Here is a 21,828-nt window from a genome sequence, read left to right on the forward strand (position 1 = left end):
AACTCTAATACCCTTAGAGCACTGATCACAATGGCTTTAGTGTCTTATTTTGACTCAGCAATCCGTTAAGCAATTGAAATCTAGATTTAACACACCATATTTAAAAGTAGCTATTGCCATTACCCCAGTGCAAAACTACAAGCAAGGAGCAATCCCATGATGTTGGCAGACCCAAGCAAAAAATACCGCCGTATGTACCAACGTGTCGATTTACCCGACCGCCAATGGCCAAATAAAGAAATTAACCAAGCGCCCATTTGGATGAGTACAGACCTACGTGATGGTAACCAAGCGATTTTTGAGCCAATGGATATGGAACAAAAATTCAAAATGTTCCAAATGTTGGTCAAAATTGGGTTTAAACATATCGAGATTGGCTTCCCTTCTGCCTCACAAATTGACTTTGATTTCACTCGTAAATTAATTGAAGAAAATCACATTCCTGACGATGTTTATATTGAAGTTTTAGTTCAAGCCCGCGACCATTTAATTGCCCGTACGTTTGAGGCACTTGAAGGGGCAAAACGTGCCATCGTTCATATCTATAATTCAAACTCGCCCACCTTCCGCCAAAAAGTATTAAATGTGGATGTAGCAGGCGCAAAAAAATTGGCGATGAATGCTGCGCAAAAAGTCAGAGAATATGCAGAAAAACAACCTGCAACCGACTGGATTTTCCAATATAGCCCTGAATGCTTTAGCGCAACTGAACTTGAAGTCGCGAAAGAAGTCTGCGATGCCGTGACTGAAATTTGGGAAGCATCACCAGAAAATAAAGTGATTTTAAACTTACCCGCAACGGTTGAAGTTTCAACACCTAATGTCTATGCCGACCAAATTGAATGGATGCACCGCAACCTTGCCCGCCGTGACGGCGTGATTATTTCGGTACATTGCCATAACGACCGCGGCTGTGGTATTGCCGCTTCTGAACTTGCCCTTATGGCAGGTGCTGACCGTGTTGAAGGCTGTGTGTTTGGAAATGGCGAACGTACAGGCAATGTCGATGTCGCAGCCATTGCTTTAAATATGTATAGCCAAGGCGTTGCGCCAAACTTAGATTTCTCGAACATTAACGAAATTATTGCAACTGTTGAAGAATGTACAGGGTTGCCTGTGCATCCACGTCATCCGTACGCGGGCGATTTGGTCTTTACTGCATTCTCAGGTTCGCACCAAGATGCCATTAAAAAAGGCTTCGAATTCCAAAAAAATCAAGACATTTGGGATATGCCGTATTTACCGATCGACCCGAAAGATTTGGGCCGTGACTACGATGCAGTCATTCGCGTGAATAGCCAATCAGGCAAAGGCGGTATCGCGTACTTACTTGAGTCGAACTATAACGTCGTGTTGCCACGCCGTTTGCAAATCGAATTTAGCCAAGTGGTCCAAGAACACACCGACACCACCGCCAAAGAAATTTCAGCAACCGAAATTTGGGGCTTGTTCCAAAGCACGTATGTGTCGATTAAAGATAAAAATTATGTTGCGCGCAACTATAAATTATCTGACGAAAATGGCAGCCAAATTATTGATGTCGAGATTGAAATTGACGGTGAAATTCAGCACTTACGTGGTGAAGGCAACGGCCCAATTTCAGCCATTGTCAACGCGCTTCAATTGCCCATTGATGTATTAAATTATGAAGAACGTAGCATTAGTTCGGGTGCGCATGCCAAAGCCTTAACCTTAGTTGAATTACAAGTCAAAGGTTCAGGTAAAAGTGCCTTCGGTGCCGGCATTCATGACAACACCGTCACCTCATCGATTGAAGCGATTTTTGCCTGCGCCAATCGTTTAATCGAACAAGGCTTACTTCGCACAGAAGACATGGTTTCTGAAACCGTCTAATCTTTAAAAATGATTTAAAAAGGATACCTAAACTGGTATCCTTTTTCTGCTTAGCTGCTTGTTAAAACTTAAAACTAAATTAAGGCGACAGATACTCGTGTCTTTTTCTTCCGCTGACTCGGTGGGTTTAGTCACCCCGCAAAAATACGCTTTTGAAGCGCCACTTGAACTAGAGTGTGGCCGAGTTTTACCACGTTTTGAATTGATGGTCGAAACTTATGGCACACTCAATGCCGACAAATCCAATGCCATTTTAATTTGCCATGCGTTGTCAGGACATCATCATGCTGCGGGTTATCATCATGCTGAAGATAAAAAAGCAGGTTGGTGGGATGCTTGTATTGGCCCAAATAAAGCCATCGATACCAATCGGTTTTTTGTAGTTGCACTCAATAATATTGGTGGATGTAGTGGCTCAACGGGTCCTGTATCGCCGAATCCGGAAAATGACAATTTGCCTTATGGCCCCGATTTTCCTTTAGTGACGGTACGCGACTGGGTCAAAACCCAAGCAATGTTATCTGACCGCTTAGGCATCAATATTTGGTATGCCATTATTGGTGGTTCGCTTGGTGGTATGCAAGCACTACAATGGTCGGTGGACTATCCAAACCGTTTAAAAAAATGCGTGATCATTGCCAGTGCACCTAAACTGTCAGCACAAAATATTGCCTTTAATGAAGTCGCACGTCAGTCTATTTTATCCGACCCCGATTTTCATCAAGGGCGTTATTTAGAACACGACAGTTACCCGAAACGCGGTTTAATTTTAGCGCGCATGGTCGGTCATATTACCTATTTATCTGAAGAAGCTATGAAACAAAAATTTGGCCGTGACTTAAAGTCGGGCAAATTTATGTATGGTTTCGATGTCGAGTTTCAGGTCGAAAGTTATTTGCGTTATCAAGGTGAGCAATTTAGCCGAAACTTCGATGCCAATACCTATTTAATTATGACCAAAGCTTTGGACTATTTCGACCCTTCGCGTGAATACGAACAGTCCTTACAAAAAGCGATGGCCAATACCACGTGCCGTTTCTTGGTGGTGTCCTTTACCACCGATTGGCGTTTTACCCCACAACGCTCACAAGAAATTGTCGATGCACTCATTAGTAACCACAAACCCGTCAGCTATTTAGATATTGAAGCAGAACAAGGTCACGACTCATTTTTATTCCCAATTCCGTTGTATGTTAAATCATTACGCGCCTTTTTAGGCGGTGAGCAACACCTTGCCCAAACGAAGGAGGCTGTGTAATGCGTTTAGATCAGCAATTGGCAGAAAGATGGATTACACCTGGGGCAAGCATTTTAGATTTAGGCTGTGGCGATGGAGAATTATTGGCCCATTTAAGCCAAAAACACGATATTCGTGCTTATGGACTAGAAATTGATCAAGAAAAGATTGCAATTGCTGTCAGTCGAGGCTTAAATATTATACAACAAGACCTCAACTTAGGCTTACATCGCTTTGCTGACCAATCTTTTGATTACGTGGTCATGGCACAGGCGTTGCAAGCTGTTGATGCTCCTGATGTTTTATTACGCGACATGGTGCGTGTAGGGAAACAAGCCATCATTACTTTTCCAAACTTTGCGCATTGGAAGACACGTTCTTTCCTTGCACTTAAAGGAATGATGCCTGTTTCTGAAACATTACCTTACATGTGGTATAACACCCCGAATATTCATTTATGTACTTTTCGGGATTTTGAAGCACTTTGTGCAGAAAATCAGATTAAGATTATTAATCGACTCGCCGTGAATGGGAATCAAAAAGACAGTTTACTCAGTAAACGTCTTCCAAACTTATTTGGTGAAGTCGCAATTTATCGAGTAAGCGCCCTATGAAAAAATTTGTTCTTGGTACTCTTTTGTTTGGCATGATCAGCATTCAAACCCATGCTGATTATCTTCCATCACAGCAGTCAACTTCAGCTTTAGCTGCACGCTACTCTACCATGAGTTTTAATCAATTATTAGAAGAAGCCAAAGCAGGACAAGCGGCGGCACAATTCTATGTTGCAACCCGTTATCAATTTGGTAAAGATGCGCCAAAAGATGTCAACCAAGCCTTTGCATGGTATAAAAAAGCGGCCGATCAAGGCGTTGCAGCAGCGCAGTTAAACGTTGGGCGTATGCTGGTTGATGGCATAGGCACGGCGAAAAGTGAATCTCAAGCACGCACCTATCTTGAAAAAGCAGCCAGCCACGGCGACAACCGCGCCAGCTTTAATTTGGCGTTAATGGACGAGCACAAAAAGAACTACATGGGCGCTTACCAGTGGTATGAGCTTTCAACGCGTGATGGCATGTTAGACAACAAAGTTATTGATATGTCACAAACCAAGAAAACTGCTTTGGCTGCGAACTTAACCCCTGAACAAATTCGTCAGGCAGTTGACCGTGCCGACAAATGGATTCAAGCACAATAAGTTCACTTAAATGAAGTGTATAAGCAAAGACACCTGAGGGTGTCTTTTGTTTTTATGCACCAGTTTGTGCATAATTCTGTTTATTCTTCATTTTTTGAGTTGTATTAAATGTCTAACACAACGTGGTTAAAACACAAAAACCTAGTACTTGCCAGCAATAACAAAGGTAAACTGGCTGAATTTGAGCGATTATTTGAAGAACTCAAACTGCCTGTAAGCGTCATTCCACAAGGACAACTCAATATTGAAGATGCAATTGAAGATGGCCTGAGCTTTGTTGAAAATGCCATTCTTAAAGCGCGCCATGCGGCCAAAATTTCAGGAAAACCTGCTATGGCAGATGATTCTGGCTTATGTGTGCCGATATTAGGCGGCGCACCTGGTATTTATTCAGCACGTTATGCAGGTGAACATGGCAACGATGCTGCAAACAATGAAAAACTATTGAAAGATTTATTGCTTTTTCGCCAAGAAAATAAAGCCATTCAAGGCATGTTCGTGTGTGTATTAGCTTTGGTTGAACATGCAGATGATCCATTACCACAAATCTTCCAAGGCATTTGGCATGGCGAAATTTTGGCAGAAAGCCGTGGTGAAAATGGCTTTGGCTATGATCCGCTATTTTGGTTACCCGAACTTGGCAAAAGTAGTGCTGAATTATCTAAAGCAGAAAAAAACCAGATCAGCCATCGTGGGCAAGCCATGCAATTGTTCCGTCAAAGCTTAGACTGATCTTTGCACGCTTAAGTTCGATCACATTTTTAAAATTAAGTGATTCCTCCCCTCACTCTCACCTTTCCTTTATGGAGAACGTTAGAATGAGGGAGAGCTGAAATCTATCTGGCAATAAAATGCCAAATGACTGCAAAAATTGCGATCATAAAAATGCTCACAACCGTTCCTGCTGCAATATACCGCGCAGATTCACCTGTTCCTTGATAATGTGTTTCTATCGCCACGATATTCGCGGCTGGAGGTAAACAAAATAAAAAGAACATCAAACCAATATAATTTTGCATGGTCGGTGTTGCGATAAAGTAATACGTCAGACTACAAATAATCGCCCCCAAAACCAACTTGGGCAGCATGACCTTTAAACTATGGATTAAATCTTGTTTTAAAATTTGGGTATGCTTCAACCACATCCCAAGTACGCTCATGCCAGTAAAAATCATGCCCAGTTTGGCAAATTGATAGAGCTGTAATATCCAATTCGGTTCAGGTACATCCTGCAAATGAATTAGACGACATAGCGCAGCAATAATGAGAGCAATCACAGGGGGAGACTTTAATACTTTTTTTAAAATAACACCAAACGATTGCGGTGCTTTACTCACAGCCGTTACAGAGCAAACATTACCAAAAATCGAACCACCCACATATAAAGCAATCATTGCCGAGCTAATTTCATGCCCAAAAATGGCCAAGGCAAATGGAAAACCGAGCCATGCCAAATTGACATAACTGGCGCAAAGTGCCAATAGACGATCTTTAAAGACATAGACAAAATAGCCATATACCAAAAGTGCCGAACAAAAGCTAAATGCCATGAGGGCAAGACTGCCAGCTTGGTAGTAGACCATGTTATAAACGATGACAAATGGAATAAAAAATCGCGCCAAAATACTTGAGAAAAAGCGGCGAAAATGACCAATATATGGCGTTGATGCCAATCCCCATCCCGAAATGAATGCCAGTAATGGCAATAATAAGGTCACGATTTTTTCCCTGCTTATTCTATTTCTATTATTTTAAATTATTGTATTAAAAGAAAACTTAAATTTTAATTTGTTTCTGCTTGGAGTGGAACATTCAGCCGTATAATTTGTTGTCCTAACGGCTGCAACTTCTCATACCACAGCGCATTATTTTGATAAATTCGTAAAAAATTCGAACTCCGCGTTCCATAATATGGACTTTGAATAAAGCTTGAAGACAATACATGCTCAAGTTCACTTGCAATGCCTGTATTTGGTAAATCTTTGGGGTTAACCTGACGTTGATCTTGCAGAATATCCCAAACCATTGCTTCAAGCTCAGTTTCATTGAACATTTTTTGCGTTAAGTGTGGTAATAATTCTTGGCAAAAACGCGTTCTTAAATGTTGCGTTTTCTGCCAAAAGTCACCCATTTGAGTATTTGAAAGTACGTATACCCCATTTGCCAAAACCTGCGGTGCTTCACCACGATTACTCATATAGACCGCTTGTTGTCGTGTTCCTATTAAGATATGAAAACCCGAAAATTGCTGTTGTAGCGCTTCCAACTGTTTTGCAAAACGAATCGGAGGCAATTCGCTATTTAAAAACTTAGTGATGATCTGCCCACGCGAAGCTTCAAATTGACGCGTATCGTGCCCATCGCGATGATTGGTAATCACTGCCCAACGACCTGATTGCGTCAACCCTAACCATGTTCCACCTGCCTGCACATCTTGCCCTGCAATAATTTCAGAGTTTGGCCAAACGTGCAGTGCTTGGCTTGGGCGCTGATAAAATTCATCTCGATTTGAAATTAGACACAGCGGCATATTTTCAATGACTTGCCATACAATTGCGACAATACACATGTTGTCTCCTATCTTTACACATTGAATGTACAACATTTTTCTAAAGATTCGGATAAAATTATGCCAAATCTGAATCGAAGGAAGCAGAATGCTGACCTATCCACATATCGATCCAATTGCCGTTAGCCTTGGCCCGCTCAAGGTTCATTGGTATGGATTAATGTATCTCTTGGCTTTTTTATGCGCTTGGGGCCTAGCCAATTATAGAGCCAAACAACGTACGGATTGGACTGCCGACATGGTGTCTGATTTAATTTTTTACGGCGCACTCGGCGTTGTTATTGGCGGGCGGGTTGGTTATGTCTTATTTTATGAATTCGATCAATTCTTAGCCCATCCGATTTGGCTATTCCAAGTCTGGACAGGTGGCATGAGCTTTCATGGCGGCTTTTTGGGCGTTATGGCTGCAATGTTACTGTGGTGTCGAAAGTATCAAAAAACATGGTTTCAAACTTTGGATTTTATTGCACCATGTGTACCAACAGGCTTAATGTTTGGACGAATTGGGAACTTTATTGGCGGTGAACTTTATGGCCGCCCTGTAACTGACCCGAGCTACCCATTTGGAATGATTTTCCCAACTGATCCACTGCATTTGGTACGTCATCCTTCACAAATTTACCAAGCGTTATGCGAAGGCCTATGCTTATTTATTGTGCTGTGGTGGTTTAGTAGTAAGCCTCGCCCACGTATGGCGGTCTCGGCATTATTTTTAATTGGCTATGGTTTAGCACGCTTTATTGTCGAGTTTTTCCGCGAACCCGATGCCGACCAAGGCTTTATTTTGTTGGGTTGGGTCACCAAAGGCCAAATGCTCTCGTTCCCGATGATTCTAGTCGGTGCTTTGCTTTTCGCAATTGCCTACCAACGTAAAATTTATGATTGGGCCGTTCAAAAATAAAACGATATAAGAACTGAATATTTTAATGCTGCCCCTCTATATTTTGAGGGGCATTTTTTATTTGTGTTTTAAATCTGCGTTATCGTTATGGTTCAAGCCTAAATAAACGCACCTGTTTTAAAATTGAATTTAAAATGAAAAATAGCCAACAGCTTTGACACTTACCCTCGTTTAAATTTATAAGTCAGACCGCGCACGTACCAATGCACGATGCCATTTATTTAAATGCTGCTCGCGCCGATCTACTGACATACTCGGTTCAAAAGCACGGTCTAACTGCCAAGTCGCTGCAATTTCATCTAAATGCTCGAAAGCCCCCATTTTTAAGCCTGCCATCGCCGCAGCACCCCATGCTGTCGACTCATGCATTTTCGGACGAAGTACGGGAACATTCAAAATATCTGCTTGGAATTGCATAAGCATATCGTTACGGCTTGCACCACCATCAACACGTAATTGGGTTAGAGGTTGCGATACATCAGATTGCATAGCACTTAAAACATCGGCGACCTGAAAAGCAATTGCTTCTAAAGCTGCACGCGCAATATGTGCCTTGTTTGTACCACGCGATATGCCACACAACAAAGCACGTGCATCGCTATCCCAATAAGGTGCACCCAAACCTGTAAAAGCAGGGACTAAAACTACGCCATCGGTATCACTCACTTGATTGGCGAGTGTTTCAACATCTTGACTATGTTGAATGATACCTAAGCCATCACGTAACCATTGCACAATCGCACCTGCCATAAACACACTGCCTTCAAGTGCGTATCGGGTTTGATTTTGCGCTTGCCAAGCAAGTGTCGTTAACAACTGATTCTGACTAAGTTGCAACTCATCCCCCGTGTTAAAAAGCATAAAACACCCCGTACCATAGGTATTCTTTGCACTACCAACATCAAAACAACCTTGGCCAAATAACGCGGCTTGTTGATCACCCAAAATCCCTGCAATTGCAATGGTACTGCCAAGTAAACCTGAAGCAGTATCTGCAATATATTCATCTGAACGAATAATTTTAGGTAAAACCTGATGTGGAATATTGAATAAGTCGAGTAATTCGGTATCCCACTGCTGGCTTTGTAGATTCATTAGCATAGTGCGCGAAGCATTACTGGCTTCAATTACATGCTCACTACCTTGAGTTAAATTCCAAACCAACCAACAGTCAATTGTGCCAAATGCCGCGTGACCTTGCTCGGCAAGTGTTCTTAAGCCTTGAATATTTTCAAGTAACCAGACTAATTTCCCAGCACTAAAATAAGGGTCTATTCGCAGCCCTGTTTTTTGCTGAATTTTATTGGAATAGCCTTGCTGAATCAGTTGGTTACACCATGATGCAGCACGCCGATCTTGCCAAACCAATGCAGGTGCTAAAGGCTGACCTGTACGCTTGTCCCAAACCACAGTAGTTTCACGTTGGTTAGTAAGGCCTAAAGCAAAAATATCTTTGGCAAGCAAATGGGCAGAAGCAAAGGCTTGTTGTACAACAGCCATTTGTGTTGCCCAAATTTCATTGGCATCTTGCTCGACCCACCCCGACTGTGGTGTTTTTATTTGAGTTTCACGTTGTGCGGTTGCATAAATTTTGCCATGTTCATCAAAAATAATGGCACGGCTAGAGGTCGTTCCCTGATCTAGCGCAAGTAAGTAACGCATAAATTTGGCATTGATTGAATTAGACAGCAAAAATATTAACTCAAACACCCACAGAAATATATTTTCGAGCACAGAGTGTTTTAAAAATACACAGTTTTTTTCAATAGTTGTGTTATGATGGAAATATCTGGGGATGTTATTGGCTTCGACGCTGGTAATGAAGCTTATAGATGCATGTCGAGAGCGCATTTTCTCTCGTAAATCAAATTTGCATTTTTTAGTCGCAAACGACGAAACTTACGCTCTAGCTGCCTAAGGGCAGCTTGTCCGCCTCTCTAAATACTTGTGGTTAGAGAGTCCGACCGAAGCGCACGCACACAAGTCCGTATAAAGTCAAGCCTTGGGGCTTTATACCAAACTTAAAGGATCGCGTCTTGTACCCTGTTCGTCGGGTCACAAGAGGTTAAACTAGTAGACGATATCTAAGCATGTAGTATTCTTGAGTGTAGTGCTGGCGGACGCGGGTTCAACTCCCGCCATCTCCACCAAATCATTAAATTTATATGCCGTTACATAACGATATATAAGACCAAAAGGCTTGATTCTAAAGGGATTAAGCCTTTTTTCTTGCCTGTATATAACGAAACATAACTGTATATAGTATTGCTTGCCGTGTATCCCTACGTGTATCCTTTGAAAATAATTGAAACCGCTGTGATACAAGAAAATGAAAAGAAGCCAAATTAAAAAGCGTCCAATAGCGGATACGACTTTAGCGAATCTAAAAGCTGTGCCAAGCACATAAATAGACAAATTACTTTTTTAAATCATTAAATCCCAACATTTCATATATGCTGCTTTCTATAACAATTAACTTAACTTTCTTCTTTTTCTTTACGCTTCTGTTTTGCAGGATTAAACCGCTTAGCAGGCCATATCATGGTAAATCTTGCACCACCCAACTGTGGGCTTTGGTCAACCTGAATTTTTCCGCCAAACCAAAAAGCAATACGACTCACGATTGATAAACCTAAACCGTAGCCACCCGAAGCACGCGTACGACTATCATCTAATCGTGCAAAGGCTTCAAAAACACGTTGTCGATCTTCTTCGGGAATACCCGCACCATCGTCTTCTACACAAATATAGGCTTGGCCATTTTCTAAAATGCCACCACTCATTTGCACACGTTCATTACAATAGCGTACAGCATTGCCCACTAAATTTTGCACCACGCGGTGCAAATAACGGCGCTCAGCATCAGCAACTACAGCAGCATCAATATTAGCAACAACAATCGTTTTTTGAGTTTTTAACGCTTCCGTTTCAGTTGCCACTTGTTGTAAAACATCAGCGATCTGTATCCGCTCAAAATCTAATGATGGTGTGCCCTGCTCAAGTTTGGCGTACGTCATGATTTCATCAATCAAAGTATTGAGTGCTTCAATATCTTTATCAATCATTTCTAATTGGCTTTTACGGAATTCGTAATCGTCTTCATCGGCCAGCATCTCCATACCAAAGCGAATCCGCGCGACAGGTGTTCGCAGTTCATGTGATACGGCTCGCATGAGTTCACGCTGCGCTTCAATCAAACGTTGAATATGACTGGCCATATCATTATAGCTAGACGACAAACTTGCCATTTCATCATGCCCATCTACAAGCAAACGCAGTGACAAATCGCCTGTTTTCATTTTATCTAAAGCGCTAATCACTTGCTTAGTCTTGCGCTGCATTGGCAAAATGAGACCGTACACACCAAGGCTTAATAAAAATAAACTTAATAGCGTAATACCTGCCGCCAGTTGAAATGGCATCCAATTAAACATCGGTACTGGGCCAATCAATAAAACTTGGCTTGGATTGTTCGGCATCGGTGACACAATTGAAATGGTCGTGCCGCGCATGGTAGCGCTGTCGCGATACAGCAAAATACTTTGGTCTTGGCGTAAACGTCCAATTTGTTCAGAGTCTAAACCTAAGCTCAGCATTGGCTCAATTTGAATGGGGTAAGAAAAATAAGGACGAATTTTATCTAAATATTGTTTTTCTTGCCCTGGATAATAAATCAGATAATCCAAAATAAAAATGGGCAAGGCTTTCATTTGCCGTTCGCCAATTTTATTAACTTTAATAAAGAGATAATGTTTAGAATCGTGTGGTAAACCAATCAATAAGGTTGCAATCATGGTTTGCGCATCATAACGCACCACCGCTTGCTGACTATCAATTCTTTTTTGCTCAGAACGAGATAAATCCATTTTAGAGCGTTCAACTAAATATAGCGGCAACTCCAACAAATCTGCTGCATCTGAAATCCAGTCTTGCTTTTGTTGAAGTGTTTGCTGCCGCTCTACCCCTTGGCTCATAACATAAGCAATCCCATTGGTTAAAGATTCACGATATTCTTGCGCACGCTGATAGTTAATAATTTGCACCAACAGGTAACAAAATACGGCAACTAAGGCGACTAAAATTACTACGCCTGCATAAATACGCAAAAATATACTGTGCTTAAACACCGAAACTCACCCTTTAGGATTGCTATGATTATGTAAGCATTAAAGACCGTTGGTCTCTTTTACAAATAAATATCCTTTACTACGCACGGTTTTAATACGTTTTGGATTTTCAGGATCATCGCCAATTTTTGGACGAATACGCGAGATACGTACATCAATAGAACGGTCTTGTCCGTCATATTCAATACCACGTAAGCGCTCAAAAATATCTTCACGCGACAAAATACGTCCTGCATTTGATGCAAGCAACCATAACAAGTCATATTCTGCACTGGTAAAATCAACCAGTTCGCCATGTAGTGTGACTGAACGACCACCGTTATCAATAACTAAGTCGTCAAATTCAATACGCTGTGCAACTTCGTCATCTACAGTTTTGTCAGTACGGCGTAACAGCGCACGAATACGAGCCAGCAACACGCGAGGTTGTACAGGCTTAGCAACATAGTCGTCTGCCCCCATTTCAAGCCCAAGCACCTGATCCATGTCTTCAGTACGAGCCGTAAGCATTAAAATAGGTTGATGATAATGTGGACGCACTTCACGGCAAACGGTTAAACCATCTGCACCGGGTAACATCACATCAAGCACCACCAAATCAGGTTGTTCACTAATAATACGGCGAATTGCACGATTACCATCGGGTTCAACCCCAACTTCTAATCCATTACGAATTAGATATTCTTGAGTCAGACGTGCCAAACGCTCGTCATCTTCGACAATCAGAATTTTGGGTAACTTTTCTTCTTGGCTCATATACTGCCCCTTAAATATGTATGCCTATGTTTAGGCCGCTAATTCATCAAATAGATCTTGAATTTATTCTTGCAATATACACATGTTTACATTGTAAACAAGAGCATGTTCACCAAACTGATACACGACCTGTGCATTTTGTAATATTTTTGTTAGGTATTGAAAAGTTTAGTCTTTTTAATTTTTGCTTAGAACCAAGTCACCTTAGCCCTTCCTTAAAACGACTTTGCACAGTCATCACCGTTTATCAGAGAGCGACTCATTTTGTAACCAGTTCCATCGCTATTTTATTTATCCACATAGTTATCTATACGTTTTTTAGATCGGCTTTGTTATGCTATGTCACAAGAAATCAGCAGCCTACGTTTTTAGATTAAAACCTCAGGTTTTCTTTTCTTGAACAAGTCTGAAAATTTATAAAAAAGTCAATATTGATCTTCGACGTTTTTTACCGTATCTTGTGCCTAAATTCAATCTAAACCACTAAGTCTTGTGTTTATTCCTCAAACATCGAGGGCGTTTCCGTCCGATTCAAATGGTCTATAAACATTACAATGATGACATTGGAGCTAAGCTAATATGAGCGTAATCTCATCAACACCTGGTCAACTGCAAGTGATCAAACGCACAGGTGATGTTGCCCCTTTTGATGCTGAAAAAATTTCTGTTGCAATTGGCAAAGCATTTTTAGCTGTAGAAGGTCAGCAGAGCGCAGATTCTAGCCGTATTCACGACCGAATCGCACAATTGACCGAAATGGTGTTTAACACCTTTAGCCGTCGCCTTCCTTCTGGCGGTACAATTCATATCGAAGAAATTCAAGATCAGGTAGAACTTGCGTTAATGCGTACAGGCGAGCAAAAAGTTGCACGTGCTTACGTTATTTACCGCGAGCAGCGTAGCACTGCACGCCAACAATTAAATGCTAATCACCATCCAACCTTGCAAATTACCGATGTAAATGGTCAATTACAACCGCTTGATTTAAGCGAGTTAACGGCCACCATTAGTACCGCAGCAGAAGGTTTGGAAGGTATTAGTGTTCAAGCAATTGTGGACGAAACCGTTAAAAACTTATATAACGGCGTCAAAGCAAGCGATATTGCCACCACCATGATGATGGCAACGCGTACTCGCATTGAACAAGAACCAAACTATTCATATGTCACTGCTCGTTTATTATGTAATGAACTGGTGAGCACAGGTTTAGCATTTTTAGGTTTAGCAACCGATACACGTGAAAGCGATGCATTAGAAGCCTACCTGAAAAAAGGTGCTGAGCTAGAGTTACTTGATCCTCAATTATTAAGCTTCGATCTTGCTCAACTTTCAGCAGCGATTCAACCTGAGCGTTCAAATCAGTTTACCTATTTAGGTCTACAAACTTTATTTGACCGTTACTTCATTCATAAAGATGGTATTCGTTTTGAATTGCCACAATTATTCTTTATGCGTGTGTCAATGGGCTTGGCGCTGAATGAAGAAAACCGTGAAGCGCGTGCAATTGAGTTCTATAACTTATTGTCAAGCTTTGACTATATGGCTTCTACGCCAACGTTATTTAACGCAGGTACGTTACGTCCACAGCTTTCAAGCTGCTACTTAACCACCATCGCCGATGACCTTTACAACATTTATGGCGCAATTCGTGATAACGCAATGCTGTCTAAATGGGCAGGTGGTTTAGGGAATGACTGGACACCTGTACGTGCCTTGAACTCATATATCAAAGGTACTAACGGTAAATCACAAGGGGTTGTACCGTTCCTTAAAGTTGCCAACGATACTGCTGTTGCCGTCAACCAAGGTGGTAAACGTAAAGGTGCTGTGTGTGCTTACTTAGAAACTTGGCACTTAGACATCGAAGAATTCTTAGAACTGCGTAAAAACACAGGTGATGACCGTCGTCGTACGCATGACATGAACACGGCGAACTGGGTACCTGACTTGTTCATGCAACGTGTGTTTGAAGATGCTGAATGGACATTGTTTACGCCTTCTGACGTTCCAGACTTGCATGACTTAACAGGTTCTGAATTTGCTGAACGCTATGCACATTATGAGAACATTGCCAAAGAACAGAACTTGTTGCACAAGAAGATTCGTGCAAAAGACTTATGGCGCAAAATGTTGTCAATGTTGTTCGAAACAGGTCATCCGTGGATTACATTCAAAGACGTATGTAACTTACGTTCACCGCAACAACACGTAGGTGTGGTGCATTCGTCAAACTTATGTACCGAAATTACACTTAATACCAGTGCAGATGAAATTGCAGTATGTAACTTAGGTTCAATCAACCTTGTACAGCACATCAGCAATGGTCAGCTTGATCGTGAAAAATTAGCAACAACAGTAAAAACTGCTGTACGTATGCTCGACAACGTGATCGACATCAACTATTACGCTGTGCCACAAGCAAAAAATTCAAACATGAAACATCGTCCTGTCGGGATGGGAATCATGGGCTTCCAAGATGCTCTATACGAATTAGGCTTAGCATACGGTTCAGACCAAGCAGTTGAATTTGCTGATGAGTCTATGGAAGTGATCAGCTACTTTGCGATCCAAACATCAAGCGACTTAGCCGTTGAACGTGGTGCATATTCAACCTTTAAAGGTTCATTATGGGATCAAGGGATTCTTCCAATCGACTCTTTAGAAATTGTTGCAAAATCACGTCCTGAACGCATGTTTGAAGTTGACCGTACACAACGCCTTGACTGGGATACTTTACGTAGCAAAGTTCAAAAAGATGGTATGCGTAACTCAAATGTCATGGCGATTGCACCAACAGCAACCATCTCAAACATTTGTGGCGTGTCACAATCGATTGAACCAACCTTCCAAAACTTGTACGTGAAGTCAAACTTGTCTGGTGAATTTACGGTGATTAACCCATACCTTGTACGTGCATTAAAAGCGCGTGGCTTATGGGATACCGTAATGGTTAACGACCTAAAACACTTTGAAGGTTCTGTTCAAAAAATTGCCCGCATTCCAGATGACTTAAAAGCCTTGTTTGCAACCGCATTTGAAGTCGACCCACGCTGGATTGTCGATGCAGCATCGCGTCGTCAAAAATGGATTGACCAAGCACAATCGTTAAACTTGTATATTGCAGGCGCAAATGGTAAGAAGCTTGATATTACCTACAAAATGGCTTGGTTACGTGGCTTAAAAACCACCTATTACCTCCGGGCTTTAGGTGCAACTTCTGCAGAGAAATCAACCATTAACACGGGTGCTTTAAATGCAGTAAAACCAACAACGGTTGCTGCTGTTGCTGCCACTCCTGTTGTGGCTGAGAAAAAAGCCGAAGTTGTGGCAGAAGAAGATGGATTTAGCCAAGCAGCACCAGTGCCACAAGCGTGCTCAATCGACAATCCTGATTGCGAAGCTTGTCAATAATTTTTCACAAGATTGCTAAATTCGTTTAGCAATCTTCTTTTCATTTAAGAGGTCAAAACACGTGTTTGAACATTTATCCGCAAACTATACTTTAGGTTTAATTGCCTATGTTGCGACCTCTGCTTTTATGTGCTTACCAATTGCATATTTAATCTATAAATTACGCAAAGAACAACGTAAATAAAAGCATACTTAAATGAAAAAAGCCGTAAATTGAATCTCAATCTACGGCTTTTTATAGGTGCTATTCAGCCATTTAAATTTGCTTTAAGGTGTCTACCAAACGCTGATTCTGTTCCTGTGTTCCCACTGTAATTCGTAAATGTTGATCAATTCTTGGTTTATTAAAGTAACGCACAATAATGCCCTGCTCACGTAACAAGTGTGCTAATTCTGCTGCATCGCGGATTGTATGTTTTGCAAAAATAAAATTGGCTTTTGAAGGTAAAACCTCAAAACCGAGCTTTGTTAAAGCTGTCACCAATTGCTCACGACAATCGATTACTTTTTGGCAATGCTCGACAAAATAAGCTTGATCTTCAAAAGAAGCCACCGCTGCGGCAATGGCAAAACGGTCTATCGGATACGAATTAAAACTATTTTTAACCGCTTCAAGTGCGGCAATTAAGTGCGGCTGAGCAATGGCATAACCGACACGCAAGCCTGCCAATGAACGCGATTTTGACGTGGTTTGGCACACCACCAAGTTTTCATACGCTGCAACCAAACTCACTGCCGACGCTGCACCAAAATCAACATAAGCTTCGTCAATCACCACCACTCGATTCGGGTTCAATTGTAACAGTTGCTCAATTTTATCTAATGATAAAGCGATACTGGTCGGTGCATTCGGATTGGCAATAATCACCCCACCATTTTCAACCGCATAATCTTGCACATCAATTTCAAATTTCTCATTTAAGGCAATTTCCTGCGTTTTCACTTCAAAAAACTGGCTATAAACAGGATAAAAGCTATATGAAATATCAGGTGTTAAAATTGGTTTTTCTTGCAAGAAAAATGCTTTAAAAATATGTGCCAAAACTTCATCTGAACCATTACCAACAAATACAGAATCAACGGCAACGCCTTGCTGTGTCGCAATGGCTTGTTTTAACTGGGACGCGTCAGGGTCAGGATATAAACGCAAAACATCAGCACTCTTGGCCAACACCGCTTGCACCGCTGCAACGACTTTGGGTGATGGCGGATACGGATTTTCATTGGTATTTAACTTTAATAAATTTTCAATTTTCGGTTGTTCGCCCGGTGTGTACGGTTCAAGATCGCGTACAGTAGGACTCCAAAAACGCATTTGCTCAGATTTAATTTTGTTCATATTTATTTCTCAATCTTTCCTTGAGCCTTAAATACTCGCTTTTTTATTTCGGCGGATTCAAGACCAGTCTCATTTTTATCCCACACGTTCCTATCCTAAGATAGGCTAAAACTAGAATATTCAACTTCCTTCCATTTTAGAAAAGGATTCAGCCAAGATTTTCATGTAGCTGCTTTGTTCTAGGAGAAATTTATAATGCGCTCTTTAAATAACCCTCTCCTAAAAAAGAGGGTTAGAAAGCGTTTATAAATAACGGTAACGTGCTGATCGTGCGTGTGCATCTAAGTTTTCTTGCTGCGCCAAAATATCGGCTGTTTTTGCCAAGGTTTGCACACCTTGTTGGCTGCACATAATTAAGCTTGAACGCTTTTGGAAATCATACACACCAAGTGGTGATGAAAACCGTGCGGTACCTGACGTTGGTAATACATGGTTTGGCCCTGCGCAATAATCACCAATCGCTTCAGGGGTAAAACGCCCCATAAAAATTGCCCCTGCATGGCGAATGTCTTGACTCATAGCTTCTGTATCATCCAAACATAGTTCTAAATGTTCAGGTGCAACTTGATTAATCAGCTCAACTGCCTCAGCACGGTCTTTGACTAAAACCAATGCACCACGATTGGCAATTGAAGTACGGGCAATTTCAGCTTTTGGCAAATTTGCCAAATGTGCTTCAATCGCATCACTGACCTCATTTAAAAATGCTTCATCTGGCGTAATTAAAATTGCTTGTGCAACCGTGTCATGCTCGGCTTGTGACAACACATCCATCGCAATCCATTCCGGATTATTCTGTCCTTCGGTATAGACCAAAATTTCCGATGGCCCTGCAATCATGTCAATGCCAACTTGACCAAACACGGCACGTTTAGCCGCAGCAACAAAACGGTTGCCCGGCCCTGTGATTTTATCTACACGTGGAATAGTTTCTGTTCCATAGGCCAATGCTGCAACCGCCTGTGCGCCACCAATGGTAAATACCCGATGTACCCCTGCCAAATACGCAGCGGCAAGCACCAATGAATTTAATTCGCCATTCGGTGCAGGCACAACCATAATAATTTCAGCTACACCCGCTACATGGGCAGGAATTGCATTCATCAATACTGAAGATGGATAAGATGCTAGACCACCGGGAACATAAATGCCCACTCGGTCTAAAGGTGTGACTTTTTGCCCAAGGGTATTGCCCAAATCATCCACATAGGTCCAGCCCTCTTGCTTTTGCGCTTCGTGAAACGTACGAATCCGCTGTGCAGAAAGCTCTAATGCAGTACGTACCTCTGAATCTAAACCTTCAAAGGCAGTTTTCAATGCAGCTTGTGATAATTCTAGTTCTGAAAATTGATGCGCGGGATGTCGATCAAACTGTTGGGTCAGTTTCAGCACATGTGCATCGCCATGTTGGCGGACATCTGCAATAATTTGGTCTACAGTTTTAATCAGTTCGGGATCATTCACAGTTTCAAAAGCCAAAAGCTCAGTAAAGGCGTGTTGAAAATCTTGATCTTGGGTCGATAAACGGCGCATCAATTTACCCACAAGGTATAAACAAAGAGCCTTTAGTGTACATGGTTTCAATACTGTTGTGGGCAAGATCTGCACGAAAAAAACAATGAAAAAGACGTTCAATTCAATAGAAAAAACCGCCAAAGTTGGCGGTTTTTTTACAACAATTGCTTATTTAACTTGTCGAGCATTCACGGCTTGTTCAAGCTGTGCCAAAATTGGATTGAGCAAGGCATGTTTACGCTTAAAACTGGCCTTATTCACAATTAAACGTGAAGAGACTTGGCAAATTTCTTCCAATGGCTCTAAACCATTGGCACGCAGCGTATTACCTGTATCAACCACATCTACAATGTAGTCACCTAGACCGACCAATGGCGCAAGCTCCATCGAACCATACAGCTTAATTACATCAACTTGCTCACCTAAGCTTGCATAGTATTGACGGGTTAAATTGACATATTTGGTGGCAATTTTTAAACGACCTTTAGGGCGCACCATACCAACTTTACCTGCTGTCATTAAACGGCAATTGGCAATTTTTAAATCCAGAGGTTCATAGACATTCTGCGCACCATGTTCCATCAACACATCTTTACCTGCCACGCCAATATCAGCTGCACCATTCTCAACATAAGTTGGCACATCAGAGGCACGTAAAATTAAAATACGTACTTGTTTATGCGTGGTTGGAAAAATCAATTTACGTGATTTATCAGGATCTTCAAGTAAATTAATGCCTGCTGTTTCAAGCAAAGGCAGTGTTTCTTTTAAAATACGACCTTTACTCAGCGCCAAAGTCAAACCATGATCAAAATCGCCCATCACATCAAAATTTGGATCATCGTTTCTGAACGTATTCATGGTTTACTCACTTACTCGCTTAATTTGCGCACCAATGCTTTGTAATTTCGCCTCAATATCTTCATAACCACGGTCGATATGATAAATCCGATCAACCAAGGTTTCCCCTTCGGCAGCTAATGCAGCCAAGACCAAAGAAAAAGATGCACGTAAATCAGTTGCCATAACAGGGGCAGCGGAAAGCTTGTCAACACCTGTTACCACAGCATCGTTACCTTCAACTTGAATATTGGCACCCATGCGAGACAATTCAGGCACATGCATAAAGCGGTTTTCAAAAATTGTTTCTGAAATGGTTGCAAAACCACGACCAATTGCATTGACCGCCATTAATTGTGCTTGCATATCGGTTGGGAAGTCAGGGTGTGGCAAAGTACGGAAGCTCACCGCTTTCGGACGTTTTCCCATCATGTCTAATTCAATCCAATCGTCACCACGGGTCACTTCTGCGCCCATTTCTTCAAATTTTTCAAGTACACACTCTAACAATGCAGGGTCGGTATGTGTCGTTTTAACACGTCCGCCTGTCATTGCAGCAGCAGCCAAATATGAACCTGTTTCGATACGATCTGCCACAACAGCATATTCACAGCCGTGCAGTTTTTCCACGCCAGTGACGATCAAAGTATCGGTGTCTAATCCTTCAATTTTAGCGCCCATTTTAATTAGCATTTGTGCTAAATCAGTAATTTCAGGCTCACGTGCCGCATTACGAATGGTGGTAACACCTTCTGCTAAAGTCGCCGCAATTAAGATATTTTCGGTACCACCAACGGTGACCATATCAAAAATCACTTCACCACCTTTTAAGCGGCCATCAACTTTGGCATGCACATAGCCATTTTCAACTTCAATTTGTGCACCTAAAGCTTCGAGTGCTTTTAAGTGTTGATCGACAGGACGTGAACCAATTGCACAACCACCTGGCAATGACACTTTAGCTTCGCCATAACGTGCCAACAATGGTCCCAAAACCAAAATTGAAGCACGCATAGTTTTCACAAGTTCATACGGCGCAAATTGATTGTCTAAAGTTGAAGCATCTGAAATAACAGTATCGCCTGCATAGCTAATCGTCACGCCTAAACCACCAATAAGTTTCACTAATGTGTTCACATCTTTTAAGTTCGGCACATTGCGTAACGTCATTGGTGTTTCAGCAAGAATCATCGCTGCAAGTAAAGGTAAAGCGGCATTCTTTGCACCTGAAATGCGAACTTCACCTTCAAGTTTGTTGCCACCTTGAATTAAAAACTTATCCATTTAACTTTTAAGCTCCGAATAAACTTGCTTTGCGCCATTCTTCTTTGGTCATTGCACGAATGGTAACAGCATGTACAGCACCACTGGCAATATAATCATTTAAAGGAGCATATACTGCCTGTTGACGTGCAACAGGACGTTTTTCTAAAAACTGATCATCCACAATACGTAGGTCAAATTTGCCTGCTTGTCCACTCACCGCAACATCTGCGTCAGGAAAAGCCGCTTTTAAAATTTCAGTGAGTTGTTCGCTATTCATTGCAAAAGACCTCGTCTACGACCTACGTTAAAAACCGTCTATTTTACTATATCTAGATCAAAAACAGAATTGATAATATCAAGCAAACTAGAGAATAAAAAAAGAGGTCTTTTTGACCTCTTTTATAAAATACATCAACAGATTAAATCTGCATAGGCAGCACAGAATGTAAACCTTGTATACCTCGATGCTTGACCAACTGTTTTTTTATTTTTTCAACTAATTTTGTAATGGAAGTATACATATCATCAGCACTGGCCTGCGCAAAAAACTCTACACCTGGCAGCCGAATAATGGCTTCGGCAATATGATTGGCACTGCCTTTATGAGAACGTTTATCAATCTGATGATCTTTAGAGAGTTTCACCTGTATACTATTGACTTGGTCAAGATGCTTAACCATCTGACTGAATTTCAACCGAATACTTTCTTCAATTGCAGGTGTAATGCTTAAATGATGTCCACGAATTACCAATTGCATAATTCTATCCCTCTTGCTCGGGGAACAGCCACTCCACAACCAAATAAATTTTAAAAA

19 protein-coding genes and 1 other RNA gene are annotated in these 21,828 nt (G+C 41.5%); 9 read left to right on the top strand and 11 right to left on the bottom strand.

Annotated elements, in window-relative coordinates; translation table 11 throughout:
- Positions 1 to 156 precede the first annotated feature (156 nt).
- From leuA to rdgB, 5 genes are all read left to right on the top strand, one after another.
- Positions 157 to 1,854, top strand: a complete 1,698-nt coding sequence (leuA, locus tag FXN70_RS10825; RefSeq protein WP_324647478.1) for a 2-isopropylmalate synthase — start codon at positions 157 to 159, stop codon at positions 1,852 to 1,854.
- A gap of 97 nt (positions 1,855 to 1,951) precedes the next feature.
- Complete coding sequence (gene metX, locus FXN70_RS10830; RefSeq protein ID WP_324647479.1) at positions 1,952 to 3,112, top strand: homoserine O-succinyltransferase MetX; 1,161 nt, start codon at positions 1,952 to 1,954, stop codon at positions 3,110 to 3,112.
- Positions 3,112 to 3,705 carry a methionine biosynthesis protein MetW gene (gene metW, locus FXN70_RS10835; RefSeq protein ID WP_324647480.1) on the top strand — a complete coding sequence of 198 codons (594 nt, stop codon included), beginning with the start codon at positions 3,112 to 3,114 and terminating at the stop codon, positions 3,703 to 3,705. The genes metX and metW overlap by 1 nt, the downstream gene beginning before the upstream one ends.
- Positions 3,702 to 4,289: a tetratricopeptide repeat protein gene (locus FXN70_RS10840; protein ID WP_324647481.1), complete on the top strand. Its 588-nt coding sequence runs from the start codon at positions 3,702 to 3,704 to the stop codon at positions 4,287 to 4,289. The genes metW and FXN70_RS10840 overlap by 4 nt, the downstream gene beginning before the upstream one ends.
- Positions 4,290 to 4,397: 108 nt before the next feature.
- The gene (gene rdgB / locus FXN70_RS10845) at positions 4,398 to 5,021 is read left to right on the top strand and encodes an RdgB/HAM1 family non-canonical purine NTP pyrophosphatase (RefSeq protein ID WP_324647482.1); all 624 of its coding nucleotides are present in this window, start codon (positions 4,398 to 4,400) and stop codon (positions 5,019 to 5,021) included.
- Positions 5,022 to 5,125: 104 nt separating this feature from the next.
- On the opposite strand, the gene FXN70_RS10850 is transcribed toward rdgB, so the two are convergent.
- A complete protein-coding gene (locus FXN70_RS10850) occupies positions 5,126 to 6,007 on the bottom strand; it encodes a permease (RefSeq protein WP_324647483.1) in 882 nt (293 codons plus the stop codon).
- A 65-nt stretch (positions 6,008 to 6,072) separates the two neighbouring features.
- Positions 6,073 to 6,858: an NRDE family protein gene (locus FXN70_RS10855; protein WP_324647484.1), complete on the bottom strand. Its 786-nt coding sequence runs from the start codon at positions 6,856 to 6,858 to the stop codon at positions 6,073 to 6,075.
- Between the two features lie 88 nt (positions 6,859 to 6,946).
- On the opposite strand from FXN70_RS10855, the gene lgt reads away from it, so the two are divergent.
- The gene (lgt, locus tag FXN70_RS10860; RefSeq protein ID WP_324647485.1) at positions 6,947 to 7,759 is read left to right on the top strand and encodes a prolipoprotein diacylglyceryl transferase; all 813 of its coding nucleotides are present in this window, start codon (positions 6,947 to 6,949) and stop codon (positions 7,757 to 7,759) included.
- A gap of 177 nt (positions 7,760 to 7,936) precedes the next feature.
- Here the strand turns inward: lgt and glpK are convergent, their stop codons facing one another.
- The gene (gene glpK / locus FXN70_RS10865) at positions 7,937 to 9,421 is read right to left on the bottom strand and encodes a glycerol kinase GlpK (RefSeq protein ID WP_324647486.1); all 1,485 of its coding nucleotides are present in this window, start codon (positions 9,419 to 9,421) and stop codon (positions 7,937 to 7,939) included.
- A gap of 129 nt (positions 9,422 to 9,550) precedes the next feature.
- Here glpK and ssrA point away from each other — a divergent pair.
- Positions 9,551 to 9,909, top strand: a transfer-messenger RNA (tmRNA) gene (ssrA, locus tag FXN70_RS10870).
- A 327-nt stretch (positions 9,910 to 10,236) separates the two neighbouring features.
- On the opposite strand, the gene bfmS is transcribed toward ssrA, so the two are convergent.
- Positions 10,237 to 11,886, bottom strand: a complete 1,650-nt coding sequence (gene bfmS / locus FXN70_RS10875) for a sensor histidine kinase BfmS (protein WP_324647487.1) — start codon at positions 11,884 to 11,886, stop codon at positions 10,237 to 10,239.
- 39 nt (positions 11,887 to 11,925) lie between these two features.
- On the bottom strand, positions 11,926 to 12,642 hold the full coding sequence (bfmR, locus tag FXN70_RS10880; protein WP_324647488.1) for a response regulator transcription factor BfmR: 717 nt from the start codon (positions 12,640 to 12,642) through the stop codon (positions 11,926 to 11,928).
- 579 nt (positions 12,643 to 13,221) lie between these two features.
- Here bfmR and FXN70_RS10885 point away from each other — a divergent pair.
- Positions 13,222 to 16,053 (top strand): ribonucleoside-diphosphate reductase subunit alpha, encoded by a 2,832-nt coding sequence (locus FXN70_RS10885; protein ID WP_324647489.1) that lies wholly within the window; start codon positions 13,222 to 13,224, stop codon positions 16,051 to 16,053.
- 61 nt (positions 16,054 to 16,114) lie between these two features.
- Complete coding sequence (locus FXN70_RS10890) at positions 16,115 to 16,237, top strand: preprotein translocase subunit YajC (RefSeq protein ID WP_324647490.1); 123 nt, start codon at positions 16,115 to 16,117, stop codon at positions 16,235 to 16,237.
- 72 nt (positions 16,238 to 16,309) lie between these two features.
- On the opposite strand, the gene hisC is transcribed toward FXN70_RS10890, so the two are convergent.
- The 6 genes from hisC to hpf all read right to left on the bottom strand — a co-directional run bounded on the left by hisC (position 16,310) and on the right by hpf (position 21,771).
- On the bottom strand, positions 16,310 to 17,392 hold the full coding sequence (gene hisC / locus FXN70_RS10895) for a histidinol-phosphate transaminase (protein WP_324647491.1): 1,083 nt from the start codon (positions 17,390 to 17,392) through the stop codon (positions 16,310 to 16,312).
- Positions 17,393 to 17,635: 243 nt separating this feature from the next.
- Entirely contained in the window at positions 17,636 to 18,937 is a 1,302-nt protein-coding gene (hisD, locus tag FXN70_RS10900) for a histidinol dehydrogenase (RefSeq protein WP_324647492.1), read from the bottom strand.
- A gap of 138 nt (positions 18,938 to 19,075) precedes the next feature.
- Positions 19,076 to 19,768: an ATP phosphoribosyltransferase gene (hisG, locus tag FXN70_RS10905; RefSeq protein ID WP_324647493.1), complete on the bottom strand. Its 693-nt coding sequence runs from the start codon at positions 19,766 to 19,768 to the stop codon at positions 19,076 to 19,078.
- Positions 19,769 to 19,771: 3 nt separating this feature from the next.
- A complete protein-coding gene (gene murA, locus FXN70_RS10910) occupies positions 19,772 to 21,031 on the bottom strand; it encodes a UDP-N-acetylglucosamine 1-carboxyvinyltransferase (RefSeq protein ID WP_324647494.1) in 1,260 nt (419 codons plus the stop codon).
- 7 nt (positions 21,032 to 21,038) lie between these two features.
- Positions 21,039 to 21,290, bottom strand: a complete 252-nt coding sequence (ibaG, locus tag FXN70_RS10915) for a BolA family iron metabolism protein IbaG (RefSeq protein ID WP_324647495.1) — start codon at positions 21,288 to 21,290, stop codon at positions 21,039 to 21,041.
- A 142-nt stretch (positions 21,291 to 21,432) separates the two neighbouring features.
- The gene (gene hpf / locus FXN70_RS10920) at positions 21,433 to 21,771 is read right to left on the bottom strand and encodes a ribosome hibernation-promoting factor, HPF/YfiA family (RefSeq protein ID WP_324647496.1); all 339 of its coding nucleotides are present in this window, start codon (positions 21,769 to 21,771) and stop codon (positions 21,433 to 21,435) included.
- Positions 21,772 to 21,828 lie beyond the last annotated feature (57 nt).

Origin of the sequence: Acinetobacter sp. MD2, assembly GCF_035615575.1 — a bacterium.
In the GTDB taxonomy this organism is placed as follows: Bacteria; Pseudomonadota; Gammaproteobacteria; order Pseudomonadales; family Moraxellaceae; genus Acinetobacter.